Below are 21,608 nucleotides of genomic sequence, written 5' to 3' on the forward strand. Positions count from 1 at the left end.
TCGATCCGCCGTGGTGGCATCACGCCCGGTACGCCTCGCCGAGTGTGGAGGTCATGCCCCTTTGCCACGCCGAGTGTGGAGGTCATGCCCCTTCGGCACGCCGAGTGTCGAGGTGATGCCCCTTCGGCCCCCTGGAAGCGGCGTGATCCCGACAGTCGACGGCGGGGGCAGCGTGGTTTACCGAATTTACCCGGAATCCCGCGCCGGAAGACGTCCGAGCCCGGTCACCAGCTCCACGGCATCACCGCACAACGCGATCCGGATCCACCCTTCACCGATCGAGCCGAAAGCGGTTCCCGGCGCCACGGCCACACCCTGCTCCGCGAGGAACTTCTGCGTCCATGCCCGGACGTTGCCGTCCGAGGCGTGGGAGAGGTCGGCCCAGAGGTAGAACGCCCCCTGCGCCTTCAGGTACGGGATGGACTTGGCGTCAAGGACGGCCGACGCCGCATCCCGGTTGGTGCGGTAATGTGCGGCAGCCGCGCTGACGTAATCCTGCGGCCCGGTCAGCGCAGCCAGGGCCGCGTACTGCGACGGGGATGCAACGCAGGAGACGATCGCCTCCATCGCGATGCTCATCGGAGCCTCGAGCCCGGCAGGAGTAATGAGGGCGCCGATCCGCAGCCCGGTGAGGCCGTATGTCTTGGACAGCGTGACTGAGACAATCACGCGTTCCCCGCCCGGTCCGCCGTCGTACGCCAGCGGACTCACATGGGGGACGTCGTAAGTGAACGCCTCGTAGCATTCATCCGAAATGATCCACAGGTCCCGGCGCCGTGCCAGCTCCACCAGGTCACGGACCAAACCGGCGCTGAACACAGCGCCCAGCGGGTTCGACGGTGAATTCAGCAGCAGCACCCGGGTCTTCTCGGTGATCAGCGCTTCGATGTCCTCGATCCGCGGCTGGAAGTCGTGCTCGGGATACAGCGGATACTCCACCGGCTCGGCATGCAGCAGCCGGGCCGTCATGGCGAAGGTGGGATACCCGGGGTTGGGGATGAGGATCTCGTCGCCTGCGTCCAGCAGCATGCTCATGGCCAGGTGCAGTCCCTGCTGCGCTCCGGAGGTTACAAACGCCCGGCCCGGTGACACCTCCGTGCCGGTCTGCCGGGAGATGCGGTCGGCGAACGCGGCGCGCAGCGGGGCGATCCCGGCGTTGGGGGTGTAGCCGGTCTCGTCCCGGCCCAGGGTTGCCTGCGCGGCCTCGAGGATGTGCGGGGGAGTGGGGAAACCCGGTTCCCCAATGCTGAGCACAATGGAATCGGGCTGCGCCCACGCGGCTTGGGTGATCTCGCGGATCTGGTTCGGAGCGGCGTCGCGGACGTGGGAGGAGAGCTCAGGCATACCGGCATGCTATCGCCGCAACGGTGCCCGCAGCGACCTGCGTCCGTAACAGCAGTCCGGGGCCGCATATACTGAAAGGCGTGAATTCCGGGCAGGTCCGTTCAGGGCTGATTATTGTGGACAAGCCGCAGGGATGGACCAGCCACGATGTGGTTGGCCGCCTGCGGAAACTAGCGGGAACCCGAAAAGTGGGGCATGCCGGGACACTGGATCCGATGGCCACCGGCGTGCTGGTGATCGGAATCAACAAGGCCACGCGCCTGCTCACCTACATTGTGGGCACCTCCAAGACATACGAAGCGACCATCCGGCTGGGGCAGTCCACCGTGACTGACGACGCCGAGGGCGAGGTCACCGCCGAAACAATCGCCGCAGCCGTCACCGATGAAGAGATCATGGCTGCCGTTGCGGCCCTGACCGGCGACATCCAGCAGATCCCCAGCAGCGTCAGCGCGATCAAGGTCAACGGGGAACGCTCCTACGCCCGGGTCCGTGCCGGCGCCGAGGTGAACCTTCCGCCGCGTCCGGTGACCGTCTCCCGCTTCGAGGTCCATGACATCCGCCGCGAAGCCGGCGGCAAGCTGCGCGACGTCGATGTCACCGTTGACTGCTCCTCCGGCACCTACATCCGTGCCCTGGCCCGCGACCTCGGCGCCGCCCTGGGCGTGGGCGGGCATCTGACCGCGCTGCGCCGCACCTGCGTGGGTCCGTACAGCCTGGCCCAGGCCGCCACGCTGGAGCAGCTCGCTGCCGACCTGCAGGTCCTCGAGCTCGACGACGCCGCCCGCGCGCTGTTCCCGGTCCGGGAACTGACCGCCGCCGAAGCCACCGATCTTTCCCACGGCCGCCGCATCGCGCCGTCTGACACCGCCAACGACGACGGCGCGCCAGTGGCCGCCTTCGCCCCGAGCGGCACGCTGGTGGGCCTGCTCGAAAACCGCGGCCCCTCCGGCGGGGAGTTCCCGGCGGCCTACGCCAAGGCCCTGCTGGTCTTCGCGCCCGGGAACGAGGCAGCGTAGGTGGTTGTCGATCCGATGTTCATTGTGGGCACCATCGTGTGCCTGGTATCGCTGGTCCTGTGTTTCGGAGCGGCAATCCTGAAGCAGGGGCCGAACGACCTCACCATCCTGTCCGTGGCCGCCGTGGAGCTGTTCCTGCTGGTCTACGGCGTAACCGCCGTGTTCCGCCAGATCGGCGGGGAAGGCGTGGCCGGCCCGGTCTGGGAGTTCTGGGGCTACCTCTTTACCGCCATGCTGGTTCCGGCAGGCGCCATCTGGTGGTCGCTGATGGACCGCAGCCGCTGGTCCAACGTGGTCCTCGGCGCCGTCGGCATCACGGTTTTTGTCATGTTGTTCCGGATGGAACAGATCTGGGACGGAGTACCCCTCGCATGAAAATGAACAACCCCGAACCCACCAATACACCCGGCAGCCCCCAGGCTGAGCCGGCAGCCGAACCGACCGGCCGCAATGCCGGCCCCGGCCGCCTGCTGGTGGCTGTTTACGCGATCTTCGCCCTGGCCGCCACCGCCCGTGCGGGCTTCCAGATCGCCACCAAGTTCGACCACGCCCCGGTGGCGTACCTGTTGTCTGCCTTTGCCGCCGTCGTGTACATCGTGGCGACCGTCGGCCTGGCAAAATCCGGCCCCCGCGCCTATGCCGTCTCCGTTGTTGCCGTGAGCATCGAAATGCTCGGCGTGCTGGCGGTGGGGATCTTCGGCCTGGTGGATCCTGCCGCGCTGCCCGATGACACCGTCTGGTCCGGCTTCGGTGCAGGCTACGGCTACGTGCCGCTGCTGCTTCCGATGCTCGGCCTCTGGTGGCTGTACCGGCACCGCGGAAGCGCGTCCGCACGCGGCTGAGGCAACCGGGCAGCCGCGGTTCGCAAAACCGGCCCGCAGCTGTGCCCCCTTGTGATGTGACGCGTGAGACGATGGCAGGAGTGCATCACATCCGCATGGTTTTCCACGCCTTCAGGGGGCAGACATGAGTAATACCGCCGCAAGTCCCAGTGACCGCCCCGACGGCGGCGCAGGTCAGCCGAGGCAGGGCCAGCCCGCCCAGCCCGCCGAGCCCGATCAGGGCCGGCCGGCCCAGAACCAGCCCCCTGCAGGGCGCAAGCCGCATGTTCCCGCCGCCGGAAACCCGGCTGCCGGAAACCCCGCCGAAAACCCAGCTGCCGCCGGGGCGCGCCCCACCGAAAAGCTGCAGGTTCCGCCCGCTGGAAAGCCTGCCGGTACAAATGCCGGAACAGCCGCACCACAGGGCAAGCCCTCCAAGTCCAAGACTCGGCCGTACAAGAGCAGCGACGACTGGGGTGTCTTCCGCGCCGTCGTCATCATCGTGGGTGTCCTGATTGCCGCCGTCGGGATCTTCTACCTCGTCACCGGCACTGCCGGTGTGCCGGACACCGGCGGGGGAGAGGTCAACACCTCCCTGGAGTCCCAGTTCCGGTTCTTCTCGGCCATGATGGTGGGCGTCGGTGCGGCGTTCATTGCCATTGCGGTGAAATTCAAATGGGCGAACATGCTTTGGCTGGTCTGCCTGATGGTCTTCCTCGGAGGGATCGGCCGGGTGCTGTCCTGGGCCTTCAGCGGAACCCCGCACTACAGCATGATCATCCTGATGATCCTTGAGCTGGCCTTCCCGCCGGCCCTGCTCGTCTGGCACCGCTTCATCGCCAAGACCAGCGACCTCAAGCGCGAATACAGCGAGGGTAACGCAAACCGCGGCGGTACAGCTGCCGGCGGCGGAACGCGGGGCTGATCCTTTTCGGCCATAATGGATAGGTCCGGTTGGCGCAGGTGCGCTGCCGGCCCCCCAGCCGCGGCACCGCCGCGACCTTTGAACCGTCTGTCCTAAGGAGCCTGTGTGTACTACTGGAATGACCTGGCGGAGGTTCCTGCCGGTATCGGTCCGACAGTAGTCACGATCGGGAACTTCGACGGCGTGCACCTGGGCCACCAGCACGTGCTGGACCGCCTGGTGAAGGTGGCCCGCGCCAAGGACGCCGCAGCCGTGGCCATCTCCTTCGACCCGCATCCGGCCCAGATCCACCGGCCGGAAGCCGCCCCGGAACTCATCATGGGCCCGCAGGACCGCCGCGAGGCGCTGGCAGCCACGGGCCTGGACGGGCTGCTGATGATGCACTACGACCTGCAGCTGGCCTCCCTGACCCCCGAGGAATTCGTGCGCCGGGTCTTCGTGGACGGGCTGCACGTCTGCGCGGTCGTGATCGGGCACGACGTGCGCTTCGGCCGCGGCAACGCCGGTGACCTGCAGACCATGCGCGACCTCGGTGCGCAGCTGGGCTTTGAAGTACAGGCAGTGGAGGACTTCGGTGCCCTGCCGGACGGGTCCGACGCCGGCGGCCGGCGCTGCTCCTCGACCTGGATCCGGGAAGCTCTGCGCAGCGGCGATGTACGTACCGCCGCCCGGCTGCTGGGCCGCACGCACCGCATGCGCGGCGAGGTGGTCCACGGCGCTGCCCGCGGCCGCGAGCTGGGTTTCCCCACCGCCAACCTGGCGCCGGAGTCCACCGGGCTGATTCCCGCGGACGGGATCTACGCGGGGTGGATGGTCGACGCCGCCGGAACCCGCTGGCCGGCAGCCATCTCGGTCGGCTCGAACCCGACGTTCGACGGCGTCAGCCGGCAGGTCGAGGCCCACGTTATCGACCGGCCGGACGAGAAGATCACCGACTTCAACCTGTATGGCCAGCAGGTGGTGGTCGAGTTCGTGGAGAGGCTGCGCGGGATGGTCGCTTATACCGGCCCTGCCGCCCTGATCGAGCAGATGCGCCTTGACGTGGCGCGCACCAGGGATGTCCTTTCGACAGATAGCAGCGCCGACAGGTAAACTGGGTTCAAATTCGGCTGCGGTCCGTGGCGGCTGAATTTCTTTGCGTCTGGAGGACTCGTCCTCGCAGGACGCCAAGTTCCCGGCAGCGCAGTGCTGACTCGGGCCTCACGGCACAACTCTAGGAGAGTTACATTGGCACTTGATCCCGTAGTCAAGCAGGAAATCATTCAGGCGTTCGCCCGCGCCGAAGGCGACACCGGTTCGCCTGAGGTGCAGGTTGCTGTGCTGTCACGTCGTATCCTCGACCTGACCGAACACCTGAAGACGCACAAGCATGACCACCACACCCGCCGCGGCCTGATGGCCCTGGTTGGTCGTCGTCGTCGTATGCTTTCCTACCTGAAGGAAACGGACATCACCCGCTACCGTGCGCTCATCGAGCGTCTCGGCCTGCGTAAGTAGTCTTTGCAGAAGGGCGGCCCTGCGTATCGTGGGAGCCGCCCTTTTCAGGCAGGCATGGACACCGGCTTTGACCGGAAGCGCACCCGCCGTGTGAAAACACAAGCACTACAGCAGTAACCAGCAAGACAGCAGTAACCAGCAAAACATCAACAGGAGTCAGCCAGCATCGCAGCATTCGCGGTCCTCGGTAGTGGTCTCCGGGAGTTTGTGCCCGTGGACCTCGATCGAAGACCGGGTGTTGAACCGACCCGCTCCAGGAGCGGTGCACGCGTTTATTGGGACGATGCTGGATGCCTCCGCCAACGAAGAAACGGAGGTGACTCTTCTATGGAGGGTCCCGAAATTCAGTTCGCAGAAGCCGTCATTGACAACGGCAAGTACGGCCAGCGCGTCATCCGCTTTGAAACCGGCCGTCTGGCCCAGCAGGCTGCAGGCGCAGCCACTGTCTACATCGACGATGACACCGTCCTGCTCTCGGCTACGTCAGCCGGCAAGTCCCCGCGCGAAGGCTTTGACTTCTTCCCGCTGACCGTCGACGTCGAAGAGCGCATGTACGCCGCCGGCCGCATCCCGGGCTCGTTCTTCCGCCGCGAAGGCCGCCCGTCCACCGAAGCCATCCTGGCCTGCCGCCTGATGGACCGTCCGCTGCGCCCCGCCTTCGTCAAGGGCCTGCGCAACGAGGTCCAGATCGTGGTCACCGTCCTGGCGATCAACCCCGACGTGCTGTACGACGTCGTTGCGATCAACGCGTCCTCCATGTCCACCCAGCTGAGCGGCCTGCCGTTCTCCGGTCCGATCGGCGGCGTCCGCGTTGCCCTGATCGACGACCAGTGGGTTGCCTTCCCGAAGCACTCCGAACTGGAGCGCGCAGTCTTCTCCATGGTGGTTGCCGGCCGCATTGCCGGTGACGACGTCGCCATCATGATGGTGGAAGCCGAAGCCACCGACGCAGCCTGGAACCTCATCAAGGAAGAGGGCGCCACCGCCCCGACCGAAGAGGTTGTTGCAGAGGGCCTGGAAGCGGCCAAGCCGTTCATCAAGGTTCTGTGCGAGGCACAGTCGGACCTGGCCTCCCGCGCCGCCAAGCCCACCGTCGAGTTCCCGATCTTCCTGGACTACCAGGACGACGTCTACGAAGCAGTGGAAGCCGCAGCCGCCGACAAGCTGGCCAAGGTCTTCTCGATCGCCGACAAGCAGGAACGCGACATCGCCGCCGACCAGCTCAAGGACGAAGTTGTTGGTTCGCTCTCCGAGCGCTTCGAAGGCCGCGAGAAGGAACTCTCCGCAGCATTCCGCTCCGTCACCAAGCAGGTTGTGCGCCAGCGCATCCTCAAGGAGCAGGTCCGCATCGACGGCCGCGGCCTGACGGACATCCGTCAGCTCACCGCCGAGGTAGAGGTTCTGCCCCGCGTTCATGGCTCGGCCATCTTCGAGCGCGGCGAAACCCAGATCCTGGGTGTCACCACGCTGAACATGCTCAAGATGGAACAGCAGATCGACTCGCTGTCGCCGGTAACGCGTAAGCGCTACATGCACAACTACAACTTCCCGCCGTACTCCACCGGTGAAACCGGCCGCGTGGGTTCGCCCAAGCGCCGCGAAATCGGCCACGGTGCCCTGGCAGAGCGCGCGCTCATGCCGGTGCTGCCGACGCGTGAGGAATTCCCGTACGCCATCCGCCAGGTCTCCGAAGCCCTGAGCTCCAACGGTTCCACCTCCATGGGTTCGGTCTGCGCCTCGACGCTGTCCATGCTCAACGCCGGTGTCCCGCTGCGCGCTCCGGTTGCCGGTATCGCCATGGGCCTGGTCTCCGACCAGGTCGACGGCGAAACCCGCTACGCCGCCCTGACCGATATCCTCGGCGCCGAAGATGCTTTCGGTGACATGGACTTCAAGGTTGCCGGTACCTCCGAGTTCGTCACGGCCATCCAGCTGGACACGAAGCTCGACGGCATCCCCGCATCCGTGCTGGCAGCAGCACTGAAGCAGGCCCGTGAAGCCCGCCTGCACATCCTCGGTGTCATGGACGCTGCGATCGATACCCCGGACGAGCTCTCCGAGTTCGCGCCGCGCATCATCTCGGTGAAGATCCCCGTGGATAAGATCGGCGAGGTCATTGGCCCGAAGGGCAAGATGATCAACCAGATTCAGGAAGACACCGGCGCTGACATCTCCATTGAAGATGACGGCACGGTCCTGATCGGCGCAACCGACGGCGGATCCGCCGAGGCTGCCCGCGCGGCGATCAATGCGATCGCCAACCCGCAGATCCCTGAGATCGGCGAGCGTTACCTCGGTACGGTAGTGAAGACCACCACGTTCGGTGCCTTCGTCTCCCTGACCCCGGGCAAGGACGGCCTGCTGCACATCTCCGAGCTGCGTAAGCTCGCCGGTGGCAAGCGTGTCGACAACGTTGACGAGGTTGTTTCCGTCGGCCAGAAGATCCAGGTGGAAATCACCAAGATCGATGACCGCGGCAAGCTGTCCCTGTCTCCGGTTGTTGCTGAAGACGCCGAAGGCGAAGAAGCAGCAGAAACCGAGTCCGCAGAGTAGATGTCACATATTGCTGATGGAACCCGTCCCGATGCCGGAAATGCTCCGGCATCCGGGACGGTTGTCCGCCTTCCGCTGACCACTCTTCCCGGTGACCCGTCCCTTGTGATGGGAACTCCGGGAGGCGCCGTCGTGCGCCGTTCCGTCCTTCCCGGCGGAGTGCGCGTGCTGACCGAAGCCATGCCCGGCCAGCGGAGCGCAACCATCGGCTTCTGGGTTGGTGTCGGCTCGCGGGATGAAGCCGCGGGCCGGCACGGCTCCACCCACTTCCTTGAGCACCTGCTGTTCAAGGGCACCACGCGCCGTTCGGCGCTGGACATCGCGCTGGCCTTTGACGAGGTCGGCGGGGAGTCCAACGCGGCGACGGCCAAGGAAAGCACCTGCTACTACGCACGGGTGCTGGATACCGATCTGCCGATGGCCATTGACGTCATCACCGACATGATCACCTCCGCGGTCCTGGACCCGGAGGAGCTGGAGCAGGAACGCGACGTCATCCTGGAAGAAATTGCCATGGATGCCGATGATCCCGCCGACCTGTGCCACGAGAAGTTCGCCGAAGCCGTCCTGGGCGACCACGCCCTGGGACGTCCCATCGGCGGCACTCCCGAGGCGATCAAGAGCGTTCCGCGCGAAGCCGTGCTGGAGCACTACCGGCGTTACTACCGCCCCACTGAACTGGTAGTCACCGCTGCCGGCGGCCTGGAGCACGACGACGTCTGCGCCCTGGTGCTCGATGCCCTGAAGAAGGCCGGCTGGGACCTGTCCGAAGACGCCACACCGGCGCCCCGGCGGAACACCGAGCCCGCAGTCATCACCGGCACCGCCGGAGTCCAGGTCATCAACCGGCCGGTCGAACAGGCCAACGTGGTCATGGGCTGCCCGTCACTGACGGCCACCGATGACCGGCGGTTTGCCATGAGCGTCCTGAATACGATCCTGGGCGGCGGCATGTCCTCGCGCCTGTTCCAGGAAATCCGCGAAAAGCGCGGCCTGGTCTACTCCACGTATTCCTTCTCTGCGTCCTATGCCGATGCCGGGTACTTCGGCATGTACGCCGGCTGCTCTCCGGCCAAGACCCGGCAGGTCATTGACCTGATGGGGTCCGAACTGGAACGCCTCGCGAAGGACGGCGTGGACGCCGCCGAGCTGAAGAAGGCCCGCGGCCAGATCGCCGGTGGCATGGTCATGGCGCTGGAGGACTCCAGCTCCCGCATGTCCCGGCTGGGGCGGGCCGAACTGGTCAGCGGAGAGTTTATCGACATCGACGAGTCACTGTCCCGTATTGGTTCAGTGACTGCGGAGGAAGTGCAGGCGCTGGCCGCCGAGCTGGCTGCCGCACCGCGCACCATCACGATTGTCGGGCCGTTCGAATCGGCCGCGGAGCTGGGCTTCTAGCCCTTCCTGCCCGGTTTCAGACCACGGAAAGTGCGTTTCCCACTCCTGGGAGGCGCACTTTCCGCGTTCAGCGGCTCAACCGCTGGGGTTCTCATCTATTTAGCCGCCCGCGAAGGGCGGCAGGATGTCCACGGTGTCCTGAGGCTGCAGGGGAACCGACCGGTCACGCGCTGCAAAGCCGTTGACCAGGAACGTGCTGCGGGAGATCACGCTCTTGAGCGGGGGAGCACCGGCGGAGGCCGTCGGATGGCGCCCGGCCAGGAGTTCCAGCAGCGACTGAAGCGTCGCCCCGGACAGGTCCAGGGTTTCCTCTTCCACGCCGGATGCCGCCTTCGCAGCCCCAAAATATCGGATCAGCACTTAGCCGCCTATCGCGCTCATGGTCCGGTCCGGCTGCACATAGTCAGCATCGCCCAGGCCGGTATGGTCCATTCCGTGGGCCTTCGGTTTGCCCCACATGGCATCCTGCCACCGGGCCGCGACCTCGGCATCGCCCACCCCGGGGGAGCGCAGCAGCTCGCGCAGGTCGGTTTCCTCGTGGGAGAACAGGCAGCTGCGGACGCTGCCTTCGGCCGTGATCCGGGTGCGCCGGCAGTCGGCGCAGAAGGGCTCGGTTACCGAGGCGATAATGCCCACCGTGCCGGCCACCGTCTCCGGTTCCGCCCGGCGCCGGACTTCCCAACGCTCGGCGGGGGCGCCGTCGCGCTGGCGCGGATCAGGGGTAAGGACGAAGTCACGCTCCAGCCGGCCGCGGATTTCCGCTGCGGTGATCATGCCGTCACGGGTCCAGCCATGGTCTGCGTCCAGCGGCATCTGCTCGATGAAGCGCAGCTCAAACCCGTGGCTGACTGCCCACTCCAGCAGATCGGGAGCTTCGACGTCGTTGATCCCGCGCATCAGCACCGCGTTGATCTTGATCAGTCCCAGCCCAACCCGCGCCGCTTCCTCCACGCCGGCGAGGACCCGGGCCAGGAACGGCCGGCGGGTCAGCTGGGCAAAGGTATCCGGGTGCAGGGAATCCAGCGACACGTTGATGCGGGTAAGCCCTGCGTCCCTGAGCGCCTGGGCCTTTTTATCCAGCCCCAGGCCGTTGGTGGTCAGTGAAATCGGCAGCCCGGGGTGGTTGGCCCGGATTCCGGCCACGATATCGACCAGGTCAGCCCGCACCAGCGGCTCGCCGCCGGTCAGCCGCAGCTCCCGGACGCCCAGGACATCCACGCCGATGCCTACCAGCCGGATGATCTCGGCGCCGCTGAGCACCTTGTCCTTGGCGAGCCAGTCCAGCCCTTCGGCCGGCATGCAGTAGGTGCAGCGCAGGTTGCATTTGTCGGTCAGGGACAGGCGCATGTCGGTGGCCCGCCGGCCGTAACGGTCCAGCAGCCCGTCAGCGGCCCGGATCCCGGCAGCGGCGGCGATCCCGGCCGTGCCGCCTTCGGTCACGGGCGGTGCTGAAGCCCCTGTTGGCGGAGCGGGCAGGCCGACGGCCGGCATTCCCAGCTGGATTCCCATGGGTCGAGGCTACGCCCTTTCATGGCTAGGCTCTATCAATGCGACGTATTCGTTCCGGCCGGCATCTGCTGGCCCCCGCCGTCCTGCTGGTATTGGCCGTTGGCTGCTCCGGGCCGGGCGCCGGCAGCGGGTCCGGCAGCGACCGGACAGGGCAGCAAATCACCGTTTTCGCAGCCTCTTCGCTCACCGACGTGATCTCCACAATGAATGAGGCGTACGACGGCGGCGGGCAGCTGCTGATCAATCTCGGCTCGAGCGCGCAGCTGACCGCCCAGCTGCGCTCCGGCGCGCCGGCGGACGTGCTTATCACCGCGGATCTGGAGGCATTGCAGGCTGTCCGGGACGAGGGACTGCTCGGTGCCGAGCAGGTGGTCGCCGGGAACACCTCCGTCCTGGCGCTGGCGCCGGGCAACCCGGGAAAGGTGCAGGCCTTGGCCGACGTCGCGCAGGAGTCGGTACAAGTGGCTCTCTGTGCTCCCTCCGTACCGTGCGGCCGTGCCGCGGAGCGGGTGCTTGCTGCGGCAGGGGTGATGGTGAGCGGGGAAAGCCGGGAGGACAGCGTGCGCTCGGTCCTGACCAAGGTGGCGACCGGTCAGGCCGATGCAGGGCTGGTGTACCAATCCGACGCGCTCTCGGCAGCGAACCAAGGGGTGACGTATCTTGAAGTGACCGATCCTGAACCCAACCAGTACCCCGCGGCCCTGACCGCGGAGGGAGCAGAGCATGAGGCAGCTGTCCGATTCTATGAGTGGCTTGCAGGGGAAGAAGCCGCCCGGATCCTCCGCAGCGCCGGCTTCCAGCCCGCCGGGACCTGAGCGGGACGGCCCCGTGCAGGAAATCCAGCCGAAGAACCGGCGCAGCAGCCCGGGCAGCGGGCCGCACCGCCGGCAGCCGGGGCAGGGCATGAGCCGGGAAGCCAGGGCCACCACCCCGGCCTGGCTGTGGATCCCGGCGTCGCTGGCCCTGTTGTTCTGCGCCGGACCCGTTGCCGCGTTGCTGCTCAATGTCCCCTGGACGTCCCTCGGGCCCCTGCTCGCCGCACCGGAGGCCCGCACTGCGCTGGGGCTCTCGCTGGCCACCTCGGTGGGGTCAACCTTGATCTGCGTGGCCTTGGGCCTGCCGCTGGCAGTGCTGTTCAGTAAACTCACCGGCCCCTGGATGCAGGTGCTGCGCGGGGTCCTGCTGGTTCCGCTGGTACTTTCCCCCGTGGTCTCCGGCATTGCGCTGCTGTATTTCTGGGGACGCCAGGGCCTGGCCGGACAGGTGCTGGAATCTGCCGGACTGGGTGTGGGCTATTCCCCGGCGGCTGTGCTGATTGTCCAGGTCTTTGTCTCCCTGCCGTTTTTCGTGGTGGCCTCGCTGAGCAGCCTGCGTGGCGTGGACCATGACCTGGAAATGGCCGCAGCCACCTCGGGCGCCGGGCCGACGGCCATCCTGCGCTACATCACTGTGCCGCTGGCTCTGCCGGGCATCGTTGTGGGGGCGCTGCTGGCCTTCGCCCGGTCGCTGGGCGAATACGGTGCCACCATCACCTTTGCCGGCAGCATCGAGGGCCGCACCCGGACCCTGCCCCTGCAGATCGAGCTGAGCCTGAATTCGAACCAGCCCGAGATTGCCCTGGGGATCTGCCTGATCCTGATTTCCCTGTACCTGGTGCTGCTCGTGATCGCCCGGTTCGGCATGGCCCTGCTCCTGCCGCGCTGAGGACCACCCTCCATGACCGGCGCAGGGACGGCAGCCACAAGAACAGAAGCGAGCAGCATGAACACCAAAGCCCCGCACTTCACCCTCTGGGCCGCAGCTGCCGGCATCGTTGCTGCCGGCCTGGGGGTGGCGGCCGGAGAGCTGGCCGCAGCCCTGCTCAGTCCATCTCTGTCACCGGTCAGCGCCGTCGGCTCCGTGGTCATCGATGGCATGCCCGCGGCGGTGAAGGATTGGGCCATTGGATTGTTCGGCACCGCGGACAAGGTGGCCTTCCTGGTCTCGATGGCTGTGGTCATCGCGGTGGTTGCCGCCGCCGCCGGTGTCCTGGAGCTGCGCAGGCCTCCCGCCGGCGCCGTCGTCATCGGCCTGTTCGGCGCCGCCGGCCTGGCAGCCGTGCTGACCAGGGCACAAATGAGCGCCCTGTCCCTGCTCCCGCCGCTGCTGGCCGCGGCCGTGGGCATCCTGGTGCTGCGCGCGTTGATGGTGCGGATTGAACGCTGGCGCGACGCTGCGACGGCCGAAGCACGTGCCGAAGCAGGAGCAGGAGTAGGAGCAGGAGTAGGAGCCGGTGCCGGTGCCGGTGCCGGTGCCGGGACAGGCCAGGCCGGGGCCCGGCGCCGGGATGTGCTGCGTTCGGTGGGCGGCGGCGCCGTCGTCGGCCTTGCCGCGGGTGCCCTGGCCGGAAGCGCACGCGGAGGCCAGGTCAGCACTGCGGCCGTCCGGGAGGCAGTGCAGCTGCCGGCTGCGGTAACCCCTGCCGCGCCCCTGCCGGCCGGTGCCGAACTCGGGATCAGCGGGCTGGACCCGGTTCTCACGCCCGCGGCGGACTTCTACCGCATCGACACCGCGCTGAGCGTGCCGCTGGTCAACGCGCAGCAGTGGACGCTCAAGGTCACGGGCCTGGTGGACCGCGAGATCGAGATCGACTTCGCGCAGCTGCTCGCCAAACCGCTGCAGGAAAGCTGGATCACGCTGGCCTGCGTGTCCAACGAGGTGGGCGGCAGCCTGATCGGCAACGCCAAATGGCTGGGCTGGCCGGTGCGGAACCTGCTGGCCGAGGCCGGCGTGCAAAGCGGCGCCGACATGGTCCTTTCCACCAGCCAAGACGGCTGGACGGCGTCCACGCCGCTTGAGGCGCTGACCGACAGCCGCGACGCGCTGCTGGCGGTGGGCATGAACGGAGAACCGCTGCCCCTGGAGCACGGCTTCCCGGTGCGGCTGGTGGTGCCCGGACTCTACGGATACGTCTCGGCTACGAAATGGGTCACTGAGCTGAGGGTCTCCCGGTTCGCCGACGAAAGCGCCTATTGGACCGACCGTGGCTGGTCCGAGCGCGGTCCCATCAAGCTCTCCTCCCGGATCGACACGCCGTCCCGCGGCGCAGCCGTTGACGCCGGGACGCTCACCGTGGCCGGCATGGCCTGGGCCCAGCACACCGGGATCCGGGCAGTGCAGCTGAGGGTCGACGACGGCGGCTGGCAGGATGCGCAGCTGGCCGCCGGGATCTCGGCAGACACCTGGGTGCAGTGGTCCGCGCGGGTGGACCTTGAGGCAGGAGACCACACCCTTACGGTGCGCGCCGTCAACGCGACGGGAAGCGAGCAGGACGAACGTGAGCGGCCGGTGGTCCCCGACGGCGCCACCGGCCTGCATACCGTTCGGATCAACGTCCGCTGACGATGGGCTACGCTCGTTTTGTGACGATCAGCGCCTTGGAAGGTACCGTGAATTTCCGCGACATCGGCGGGTTGCCGCTGGCCGGAGGCGGCAGGACCGCATGCGGGGTCCTCTATCGCTCGGATGCGATCAGCGGGCTGACGCCCCGTGGCCTGGCGGACCTCGCCGGGTCCGGGATCCAGGCCATCATCGATTTCCGCACGGCTTCGGAACAGCAGATGGCACCGGACCGGCTGCCCCCGGCCCGCACGTTTTCCTGCCTGGACATGCCCCTCTTTGAGGGCGCTTTCACAGGTTTGGCCCAAGAAGAGATGCAGCGGGCAGTGCGATCCGATGATCCCGCGGTAGCATCCCGGGCGGTGCAGGCCGCTGTGGCGCAGCTTCCTACCCTGGGCCGGATCTACATCGGGATGCTGCAGGACGGACGCTCGGTTTTCACCGAAACCGCCCGTCGGGTGGCGGCGTCAGCGGACGGCTCCGCGACCCTGGTTCACTGCACCGCGGGCAAGGACCGCACCGGCGTGGCCGTGGCGCTGATCCTGGGCGCGGTCGGTGTGGAGCCGCAGTCCGTGGTTGCCGACTACCGGCAAAGCGAAGCGAACCTGGCGGGGGAGTGGGCGGACCGGATGCTCGGAATGATCGGCGGCATGGGCGTCCCCCTGACCAGTGAAGTAACGACCTTGGTCACCCGGGCACCTGTCGAAGCCATCACCGAGGCGATGGCCTGGGTCGCTGCCGAACACGGCGACGCCGCCGGCTATCTGCGCTCCGGCGGACTCACCGACGACGAGCTGGTGATGCTGCGCCGCCGGCTGCGGGTGCAGCAGTGACCAGGACAGTGGAAGAACACCGGGAAGCGGTGCACCGGCTGCTGGAGACCTCGCTGGCCACAGCACCGCAGCGTACTGAAACCGTGGAGCTCGTGCAGGCAGCCGGGCGGATCCTGGCCGTGGACGTGAGGGCGCCGGGCAGCCTTCCTCCCTTCGACAACTCCCAGATGGATGGGTACGCGGTCCGCGCTGCGGATCTCGCCCCGGCCTCCGGGCAGGCCGTGCAGCTGCATGTCAGCGATCCGATTCCCGCCGGCATAGCTGCTCCCGTCTTGGCAGCCGGCCACGCCGCGCCCATCATGACCGGTGCCATGCTGCCGGCGGGGGCCGACGCCGTCGTCCCCATCGAGCGTGCCGTGCCCGACACCTTCTTTACGGACGGGCAACGGCCCGGGGCAACTGTGTGCTTCCCCGACGGGGCGGCCGCCGGAGATTTTGTCCGCCGCTCCGGCAGCGACATCCGGGCCGGAACCGTCGCGCTGGCCGCCGGGACCCGCTTGGGTGCTCTGCAGCTTGGCCTGCTGGCCGCGCTTGGCATTCCGGCGGTACAGGTCCGTGCTCCGTTCCGGGTGCTGCTGCTCAGCACCGGGGATGAAGTGGTGGAGCCGGGACGGGAGCTGGCACCCGGGCAGATCCACGATGCCAACTCCACCCTGCTCGCGGTCAGCCTGCAGGAAGCCGGCGCCGAGGTGGCCCGGGCCCGCATCGTGACCGATTCGCCGGACAACTTCCGGGCCCAACTCCGCGAGGACCTGGAAGCTCATCCCGTTGACCTGGTGCTGACCTCCGGTGGAATCAGCATGGGCGCGTATGAGGTGGTCCGGCTGGCCCTGGCTTCCGACGGCGTGCAGTTCCTCCCGGTTGCCATGCAGCCCGGCGGCCCGCAGGGGATAGGCACCGTACACGGCATCCCCTTCCTCGGCTTCCCCGGCAACCCGGTCAGCTCCCTGGTGTCGTTCGAGGTGTTCCTCCGCCCGGCACTCGGTGCGCTCACCGGCCGGCCAGCACCGCGTCCGCAGCTTCCCGCCCTGCTGTCAGAAGACGCCCACAGCCCTGCCGCCAAGCACCAGGTGCGGCGCGGCCGCTACACGCCGCCGGCCGGCGCCGGAACCATTGGCCGGGTCGAACTGGTCGGCGGGCCCGGCTCGCATCTGCTCCATGCCCTGGCCACCTCCAATGCCCTGGTGCATATCCCGGCGGGGACGGCAGCGGTTCCGGCCGGCGCGGAAGTGACAGTATGGCTGTTGGACCCAGCAGATTCTTGAATCGGCCAGATCCACGAAATCCCTAGAATCCCGACCTGCCGGATCCTTGAATCGGCCAGTTCCCCCGAAACGGAGTGTATTCATGCCCGGCACCGACGAGCAGCAGCCCGGACTCACCCACGTCCGCGAGGACGGCACCGCCCACATGGTGGACGTGTCAGGGAAGACCGAAACCACCCGGATTGCCACGGCGCAGGCCCGGCTGAAAACCACCGCCGAGGTGGTGAAGCTGCTCTCCGAGGGCGGGCTGCCCAAGGGCGATGCCCTCGCCGTCGCCCGCATTGCCGGAATCATGGGTGCCAAGCAGACCTCCACCCTGATCCCGCTGTGCCATCCGCTGCCGCTGACCAAGGTGACCGTGGACTTCGAACCCGGGGAAGCCGACGTTGTTATCCGCGCCACGGTGAAGACCAAGGCGCTCACCGGCGTGGAAATGGAGGCCCTGACCGCCGCGTCCGTGGCCGCGCTGACGCTGTACGACATGATCAAGGCCGTGGACAAGCACGCCGTCATCTCCGACCTGCAGGTGCTCGCCAAGTCCGGTGGCAAGAGCGGAGACTGGACGCTATGACCTCCCAGCCTGCAACGCCGCAGCAGCAGCCCCATTCCACACCGGCCCCGCATGTTCCGTCCCAGCCGCCGCGCCGGACCGCCGCCGTGCTGATCGCCTCCACCCGGGCTTCCAGCGGCGAGTACCAGGACGAATGCGGCCCGCTGGCCGCAGACTGGCTCTACGCCCTGGGGTTCGACGTCGTGCTGGCCGAAGTGGTGCCCGACGGCCCCGGGGTGGGCGATTCACTGCGTCGGATGCTGGCGCTTGAACCGGCAGTCATCCTCACCAGCGGCGGCACCGGGCTCAGCCCCACCGACCACACGCCCGAGCAGACGCTGCCGCTGCTGGAGCGGGAGGTGCCAGGGGTCATGGAGGCGCTGCGTGCGTACGGGTGCACCAAGACCCCGATGGCCGCCATCAGCCGCGGCTACGCAGGGACCGCGGGCCGCACGTTCATCGTGAACCTGCCCGGTTCGCCCGGCGCCGTGGCGGACGGACTTGCAGTGCTGGAGCCGATCATCGCCCACATCTGCGGACAGTTGGAGGGCCGGCGTGAGCACTGAGAACGTGAGCCCCGGGAACATGAGCCCCGCATCGGAAGTCGTCAACGCAACGGTGTCCGACCTGCCGCTGGATGCCGGGCATGCCGCCGATGGCGCCTGGTCGCCGGAGTGCGGCGCCGTGGTGGGTTTCAGCGGGATTGTCCGCAACCACGACGGCGGACGCGCGGTGGCCACCCTGTCCTACACCGCCCATCCCTCCGCAGAGCAGGTCATAACCGAGGTTGCGGCCGAGATTGCCGGCCGGTACGACGGCGTCCGCATCTGGGTGGGGCACCGCACCGGTCCGCTGGACATCGGCGACGCCGCTCTGGTCGCCGCGGTGGCTGCCGCACACCGCGGTGTTGCGTTTGCCGCCTGCTCCGACCTGGTCGATACCGTCAAGGCGCGCGTTCCCATTTGGAAGGAACAGGGCTTCGGCGACGGGAGCACCGAGTGGGTGGGTGTCAGCGACGCCCCGCAGTGACCGGTAATCTGGGGGTATGAGTGAGCAACTTGCCGTAGCGGTACTCGGTGCCGGCGGCCGCATGGGATCCGAAGCCGTCCGAGCCGTCGAAGCGGCGCCGGACCTGAGCCTGGTCGCCGCCCTGGGCCGCGGGGATTCGCTGGAAACCCTCGTCTCGGCCGGTGCGCAGTACGTCGTTGACCTCACCGTTCCGGACAGCACCGAAGCCAACGTCCGCTTCGCCGTCGAACACGGCATGCACGCCGTCGTCGGCACCACCGGCTGGGACGCGGACCGGCTGGCCCGGCTCTCCGACCTGCTGGCGGAGCACCCCGGCACCGCGGTGCTGATCGCCCCCAACTTTGCCCTCGGCTCGGTGCTGGCCACCGCGTTTGCCGCGCAGGCCGCCCGGTACTTCGAGTCGGTGGAAGTCATTGAACTGCACCACCCGGACAAGATCGATGCCCCCTCCGGCACCGCGGTGCGCACCGCCCAGCTGATCGCCGGCGCCCGCGCCGACGCCGGCGTCGCACCGTCCCCGGACGCAACCACCAAGGAGCTCCCGGGAGCGCGCGGGGCAGACGTCGACGGCGTCCGCGTCCATTCCGTCCGGCTGCGCGGCCTGGTGGCACACCAGGAAGTGCTGTTTGGCGGGGCCGGCGAGCAGCTGACCATCCGCCACGATTCCTTCGACCGGGCATCCTTCATGCCCGGTGTGCTGCTGGGCATCCGCGAAGCCGCTGCCCACCCCGGCCTGACCGTTGGTCTTGACGGTTACCTGAACCTGAACGCGTAAGGAACACGTTGTCTTTTTTTTCCGGGCTTTTCCGAAACAAAGCCAAGATCGGCGTCCTGCTGATCACTGTCCTGCTGGTCTTCTACATGGTGATCGTCGTCCAGCGCGGCTGGACGCTGCTGAGCGCCGATGAGCTCAGCGCCAAGGCCCTCGGCGCGGCGTACCTGGTGCTGCCGATCGTGGGCGCGTGGGCACTGATCCGCGAACTGCAGTTCGGCAGCCGGACCGAAACGATGGCGCACATCCTCGCCGAGGAGGGCGGGCTGCCGGTGGATAACCTGCCGCGCACCCCGGCCGGGCGGATCATCCGCAAGGCCGCCGATGCCGAGTTCCCCCGCTACCAGGCCGAGGTCGAGGCCGAGCCGGAGTCCTGGCGTGCCTGGTTCCGGCTCTCCTGCGCATACGACGCCGCCGGTGACCGCAAGCGCGCCCGTTCGGCCATGCGCCAGGCGGGCAAGCTCTACACGCCGTAGGGGCAGCCCGGTCCGGCAGGAAACCGTGTCTTCCGGACGGCTATTTCCCGGACAGCGAGCCGTGCCGCACCAGCTGGGAGGCCCCGTGCGTCACGATTTCCAGCGGCCCGCGTGAACCCAGCTTGTTGAAGGCGATGCCGATTCCGGCGGCCGCCGCGGCGGAAACCCAGAACAGCACCATCGGATCCGGCGGTACCGGCTGGGCATCGGTGACGGACATGGCCCAGACATGCAGGCTGTACAGGGTCAGCGTCATGGCGCCGGCTGCGGAAAGCGGCAGCAGCAGGTTCGGCCGTGCCCGGGTGAGCAACAAACAGACGCCGACGACGGCCGCTGCCGTCCCGGCGCTGTGCAGCAGGTCAAGCGGCGTGCCCGAATGCGGTCCGCTGACGGCCAGCCACCACCAGGAGCCGGTCTGCTCCACCCCGGCCAGGTTGACCTCCATCATGCGGGCCAGGGGCCAGGTGCGGCCGGAGTCAGTGGCCAGCAGCGCATCGAGCCCGCCCTCTTCCAGCAGCAGGTAATAACTCAGGAACTTCGCGCCGGCGGCGGCAACAATCCCGGCAGCCACCAGGCCCACCTGGACCGGCAGTTCACCGAGCCGCAGCCGGCCGATCAGCAAGCCGATCAGCAGGTAGCTCAGCCACTGGACAACCGGATAGAAACCGGTGAAGAGGACATCGGCCAGCAGGGTCGCCGGCTCCAGGAAGGACTCCCACGTGATGTTCGCGTCCAGCGTTGATGGTGAGACGTTTTCGTAAAGCCAGGGCCGGACCAGATACGCCAGGACGGGGGAGAGTGCCACCCAGGCGGCGGCCCACAAGGCAAGTTTGGGCGCCCGCATCCCGACGAAGGGCAGGGCCAGCAGGAACAGGATGCCGTAGTGGAACAGGATGATGGCGATGGAGGTGTCCAGCCCTCCCAGAGTCAGTCCCACCAGGGAGATCATCAGCGCACGAACCGCAATGCCGCGGCGGTCCCCGGCCAGCGCACGTCCGGACCGGGGTTGGCTGCCGCCCGTGAGCAGCGCCAGGCCGATACCGGCCACCACGGCGAACAGGGCCGAGGCACGTCCGGAAAACACCAGGGCCGTCCAAGACGGGTCACCGGTCTGCTCGTTGTAGAGGGGGAAGATATGGGTGGCCATCATGCCCAGAAGCGCGATGCCCCGGGCCGCATCGATGCCCGTAAGCCGCCGTCCGATCATCCTTCGATCGTCTCACAGCGAAAGGCGGTCCCGCGCAGCCTCCGGCAGCGTCCCGCGTTGTCCCAAGGGCACCTGCAACGGGTAACGTTTTACCCATGGCTGACTCTGATATTCGTGCACTTCCGTTTGGAACCCTCGTCACCGCCATGGTGACACCCTTCACCGAGGACGGTGCCGTGGACTTCGATGCCACGGCGAGGCTCGCGAACAAGCTCGTTGAAGACGGCTGCGACGGCCTGGTGGTGTCCGGAACCACGGGAGAGACCTCCACTCTGGAGGACAGCGAAAAGGAAGACCTGTTCCGGGTTGTCGCCGAAACGGTCGGCGGCCGGGCCAAAGTTATTGCCGGAACGGGCACCAACCACACCTCCCACTCCGTGGAGATGGCCCGCCGGGCCCTGCGCGCCGGCGCCGACGCGCAGCTGGTTGTGACGCCCTATTACAACAAGCCCACCCAGGCCGGCGTCGTCGCCCACTTCGAGGCAGTGGCCGCCGCAACCGACCTGCCGATCATGGTCTACGACATTCCGGGCCGCGCCGGCATCGCCATATCCACCGACACCATGGTCCGGCTCGCGAACATCCCCGCTGTCCTGGCGCTGAAGGACGCGAAGGCTGATTTCGCCGCCGTCACCCAGGTCCTGGCCAACACCAACCTGGATGTATACGCCGGCGACGACGGCCTGACCCTGCCGTGGATGGCCGCCGGAGCGGTCGGCGTGGTCAGCGTCAGCGCCCATGTGGCAACCCGCCAGTTCCGCGCCCTCGTGGATGCCGCAGCAGCGGGGGACTTCGCCACCGCGCGCCGGATCCACTTCGAGCTGGACCCCGTGGTCCGCGCCGTGATGACCCACATCCCGGGTGCCATGTCCGCCAAGGCGATCCTGAAGATGCAGGGCGTGATCCCCAACGCCGGAGTCCGCCTGCCGCTGGTGGCACCGGACGCCGTCGAAATGGAGACCGTGCTGACCGATCTCGCCGAAGCCGGCTGGGACTTTTCCCGGCCCGTTTCGGCAGACAAGGCATAAGGCA

General features: G+C 67.7%; 23 protein-coding genes. 19 read left to right on the top strand and 4 right to left on the bottom strand.

Annotation, left to right across the window (positions count from 1 at the left end):
• Positions 1-186: 186 nt before the first annotated feature.
• Entirely contained in the window at positions 187-1,344 is a 1,158-nt protein-coding gene (locus KKR91_RS05720) for a pyridoxal phosphate-dependent aminotransferase (RefSeq protein WP_210230565.1), read from the bottom strand.
• 80 nt (positions 1,345-1,424) lie between these two features.
• Between KKR91_RS05720 and truB the strand changes: the two genes are divergently transcribed.
• The 8 genes from truB (at position 1,425) to KKR91_RS05760 (ending at position 9,557) form a co-directional block, all read left to right on the top strand.
• Positions 1,425-2,363 (top strand): tRNA pseudouridine(55) synthase TruB, encoded by a 939-nt coding sequence (gene truB, locus KKR91_RS05725; protein WP_210230566.1) that lies wholly within the window; start codon positions 1,425-1,427, stop codon positions 2,361-2,363.
• Positions 2,364-2,738: a hypothetical protein gene (locus KKR91_RS05730; RefSeq protein WP_237687502.1), complete on the top strand. Its 375-nt coding sequence runs from the start codon at positions 2,364-2,366 to the stop codon at positions 2,736-2,738.
• Positions 2,735-3,205: a hypothetical protein gene (locus KKR91_RS05735; protein ID WP_420481425.1), complete on the top strand. Its 471-nt coding sequence runs from the start codon at positions 2,735-2,737 to the stop codon at positions 3,203-3,205. Before KKR91_RS05730 ends, KKR91_RS05735 begins: the two co-directional genes overlap by 4 nt.
• Positions 3,206-3,329: 124 nt before the next feature.
• Entirely contained in the window at positions 3,330-4,109 is a 780-nt protein-coding gene (locus tag KKR91_RS05740) for a DUF4345 domain-containing protein (protein WP_210230567.1), read from the top strand.
• Positions 4,110-4,214: 105 nt separating this feature from the next.
• Positions 4,215-5,201 carry a bifunctional riboflavin kinase/FAD synthetase gene (locus KKR91_RS05745; RefSeq protein ID WP_210230569.1) on the top strand — a complete coding sequence of 329 codons (987 nt, stop codon included), beginning with the start codon at positions 4,215-4,217 and terminating at the stop codon, positions 5,199-5,201.
• A 135-nt stretch (positions 5,202-5,336) separates the two neighbouring features.
• On the top strand, positions 5,337-5,606 hold the full coding sequence (gene rpsO / locus KKR91_RS05750; RefSeq protein ID WP_210230571.1) for a 30S ribosomal protein S15: 270 nt from the start codon (positions 5,337-5,339) through the stop codon (positions 5,604-5,606).
• A 327-nt stretch (positions 5,607-5,933) separates the two neighbouring features.
• The gene (locus tag KKR91_RS05755; RefSeq protein ID WP_210230573.1) at positions 5,934-8,159 is read left to right on the top strand and encodes a polyribonucleotide nucleotidyltransferase; all 2,226 of its coding nucleotides are present in this window, start codon (positions 5,934-5,936) and stop codon (positions 8,157-8,159) included.
• On the top strand, positions 8,160-9,557 hold the full coding sequence (locus tag KKR91_RS05760) for a M16 family metallopeptidase (protein WP_210230575.1): 1,398 nt from the start codon (positions 8,160-8,162) through the stop codon (positions 9,555-9,557).
• A gap of 99 nt (positions 9,558-9,656) precedes the next feature.
• Here the strand turns inward: KKR91_RS05760 and KKR91_RS05765 are convergent, their stop codons facing one another.
• Together KKR91_RS05765 and moaA are read right to left on the bottom strand one after the other, a co-directional pair.
• A complete protein-coding gene (locus KKR91_RS05765) occupies positions 9,657-9,917 on the bottom strand; it encodes a MoaD/ThiS family protein (protein WP_210230577.1) in 261 nt (86 codons plus the stop codon).
• Positions 9,918-11,066, bottom strand: coding sequence for a GTP 3',8-cyclase MoaA (gene moaA / locus KKR91_RS05770; protein WP_210230579.1), 1,149 nt, complete (start codon positions 11,064-11,066; stop codon positions 9,918-9,920).
• 38 nt (positions 11,067-11,104) lie between these two features.
• Between moaA and modA the strand changes: the two genes are divergently transcribed.
• The 10 genes from modA to KKR91_RS05820 all read left to right on the top strand — a co-directional run bounded on the left by modA (position 11,105) and on the right by KKR91_RS05820 (position 19,369).
• Entirely contained in the window at positions 11,105-11,881 is a 777-nt protein-coding gene (gene modA / locus KKR91_RS05775) for a molybdate ABC transporter substrate-binding protein (RefSeq protein WP_210230581.1), read from the top strand.
• 13 nt (positions 11,882-11,894) lie between these two features.
• Entirely contained in the window at positions 11,895-12,770 is an 876-nt protein-coding gene (locus KKR91_RS05780) for a molybdate ABC transporter permease subunit (RefSeq protein ID WP_237687503.1), read from the top strand.
• A 57-nt stretch (positions 12,771-12,827) separates the two neighbouring features.
• Complete coding sequence (locus tag KKR91_RS05785; RefSeq protein ID WP_210230583.1) at positions 12,828-14,447, top strand: molybdopterin-dependent oxidoreductase; 1,620 nt, start codon at positions 12,828-12,830, stop codon at positions 14,445-14,447.
• A gap of 20 nt (positions 14,448-14,467) precedes the next feature.
• Positions 14,468-15,277, top strand: coding sequence for a tyrosine-protein phosphatase (locus KKR91_RS05790; protein ID WP_210230585.1), 810 nt, complete (start codon positions 14,468-14,470; stop codon positions 15,275-15,277).
• Entirely contained in the window at positions 15,274-16,542 is a 1,269-nt protein-coding gene (locus KKR91_RS05795; protein WP_210230587.1) for a molybdopterin molybdotransferase MoeA, read from the top strand. Before KKR91_RS05790 ends, KKR91_RS05795 begins: the two co-directional genes overlap by 4 nt.
• Positions 16,543-16,624: 82 nt before the next feature.
• On the top strand, positions 16,625-17,113 hold the full coding sequence (gene moaC, locus KKR91_RS05800; RefSeq protein ID WP_210230589.1) for a cyclic pyranopterin monophosphate synthase MoaC: 489 nt from the start codon (positions 16,625-16,627) through the stop codon (positions 17,111-17,113).
• Positions 17,110-17,658, top strand: coding sequence for a MogA/MoaB family molybdenum cofactor biosynthesis protein (locus KKR91_RS05805; RefSeq protein WP_210230591.1), 549 nt, complete (start codon positions 17,110-17,112; stop codon positions 17,656-17,658). Before moaC ends, KKR91_RS05805 begins: the two co-directional genes overlap by 4 nt.
• Before the next feature lie 19 nt (positions 17,659-17,677).
• Complete coding sequence (locus tag KKR91_RS05810) at positions 17,678-18,121, top strand: molybdenum cofactor biosynthesis protein MoaE (protein WP_210230812.1); 444 nt, start codon at positions 17,678-17,680, stop codon at positions 18,119-18,121.
• A gap of 16 nt (positions 18,122-18,137) precedes the next feature.
• Entirely contained in the window at positions 18,138-18,896 is a 759-nt protein-coding gene (gene dapB, locus KKR91_RS05815) for a 4-hydroxy-tetrahydrodipicolinate reductase (RefSeq protein ID WP_210230592.1), read from the top strand.
• Positions 18,897-18,904: 8 nt separating this feature from the next.
• Entirely contained in the window at positions 18,905-19,369 is a 465-nt protein-coding gene (locus tag KKR91_RS05820) for a hypothetical protein (protein ID WP_210230594.1), read from the top strand.
• Positions 19,370-19,409: 40 nt separating this feature from the next.
• Here the strand turns inward: KKR91_RS05820 and KKR91_RS05825 are convergent, their stop codons facing one another.
• A complete protein-coding gene (locus tag KKR91_RS05825) occupies positions 19,410-20,576 on the bottom strand; it encodes a heparan-alpha-glucosaminide N-acetyltransferase domain-containing protein (RefSeq protein ID WP_210230596.1) in 1,167 nt (388 codons plus the stop codon).
• Between the two features lie 95 nt (positions 20,577-20,671).
• On the opposite strand from KKR91_RS05825, the gene dapA reads away from it, so the two are divergent.
• Positions 20,672-21,604, top strand: coding sequence for a 4-hydroxy-tetrahydrodipicolinate synthase (gene dapA, locus KKR91_RS05830; RefSeq protein ID WP_210230597.1), 933 nt, complete (start codon positions 20,672-20,674; stop codon positions 21,602-21,604).
• The last annotated feature ends 4 nt before the right edge of the window (positions 21,605-21,608 follow it).

The sequence above is a fragment of the Arthrobacter jiangjiafuii genome (assembly GCF_018622995.1).
Taxonomy (GTDB): Bacteria; Actinomycetota; Actinomycetes; order Actinomycetales; family Micrococcaceae; genus Arthrobacter_B; species Arthrobacter_B jiangjiafuii.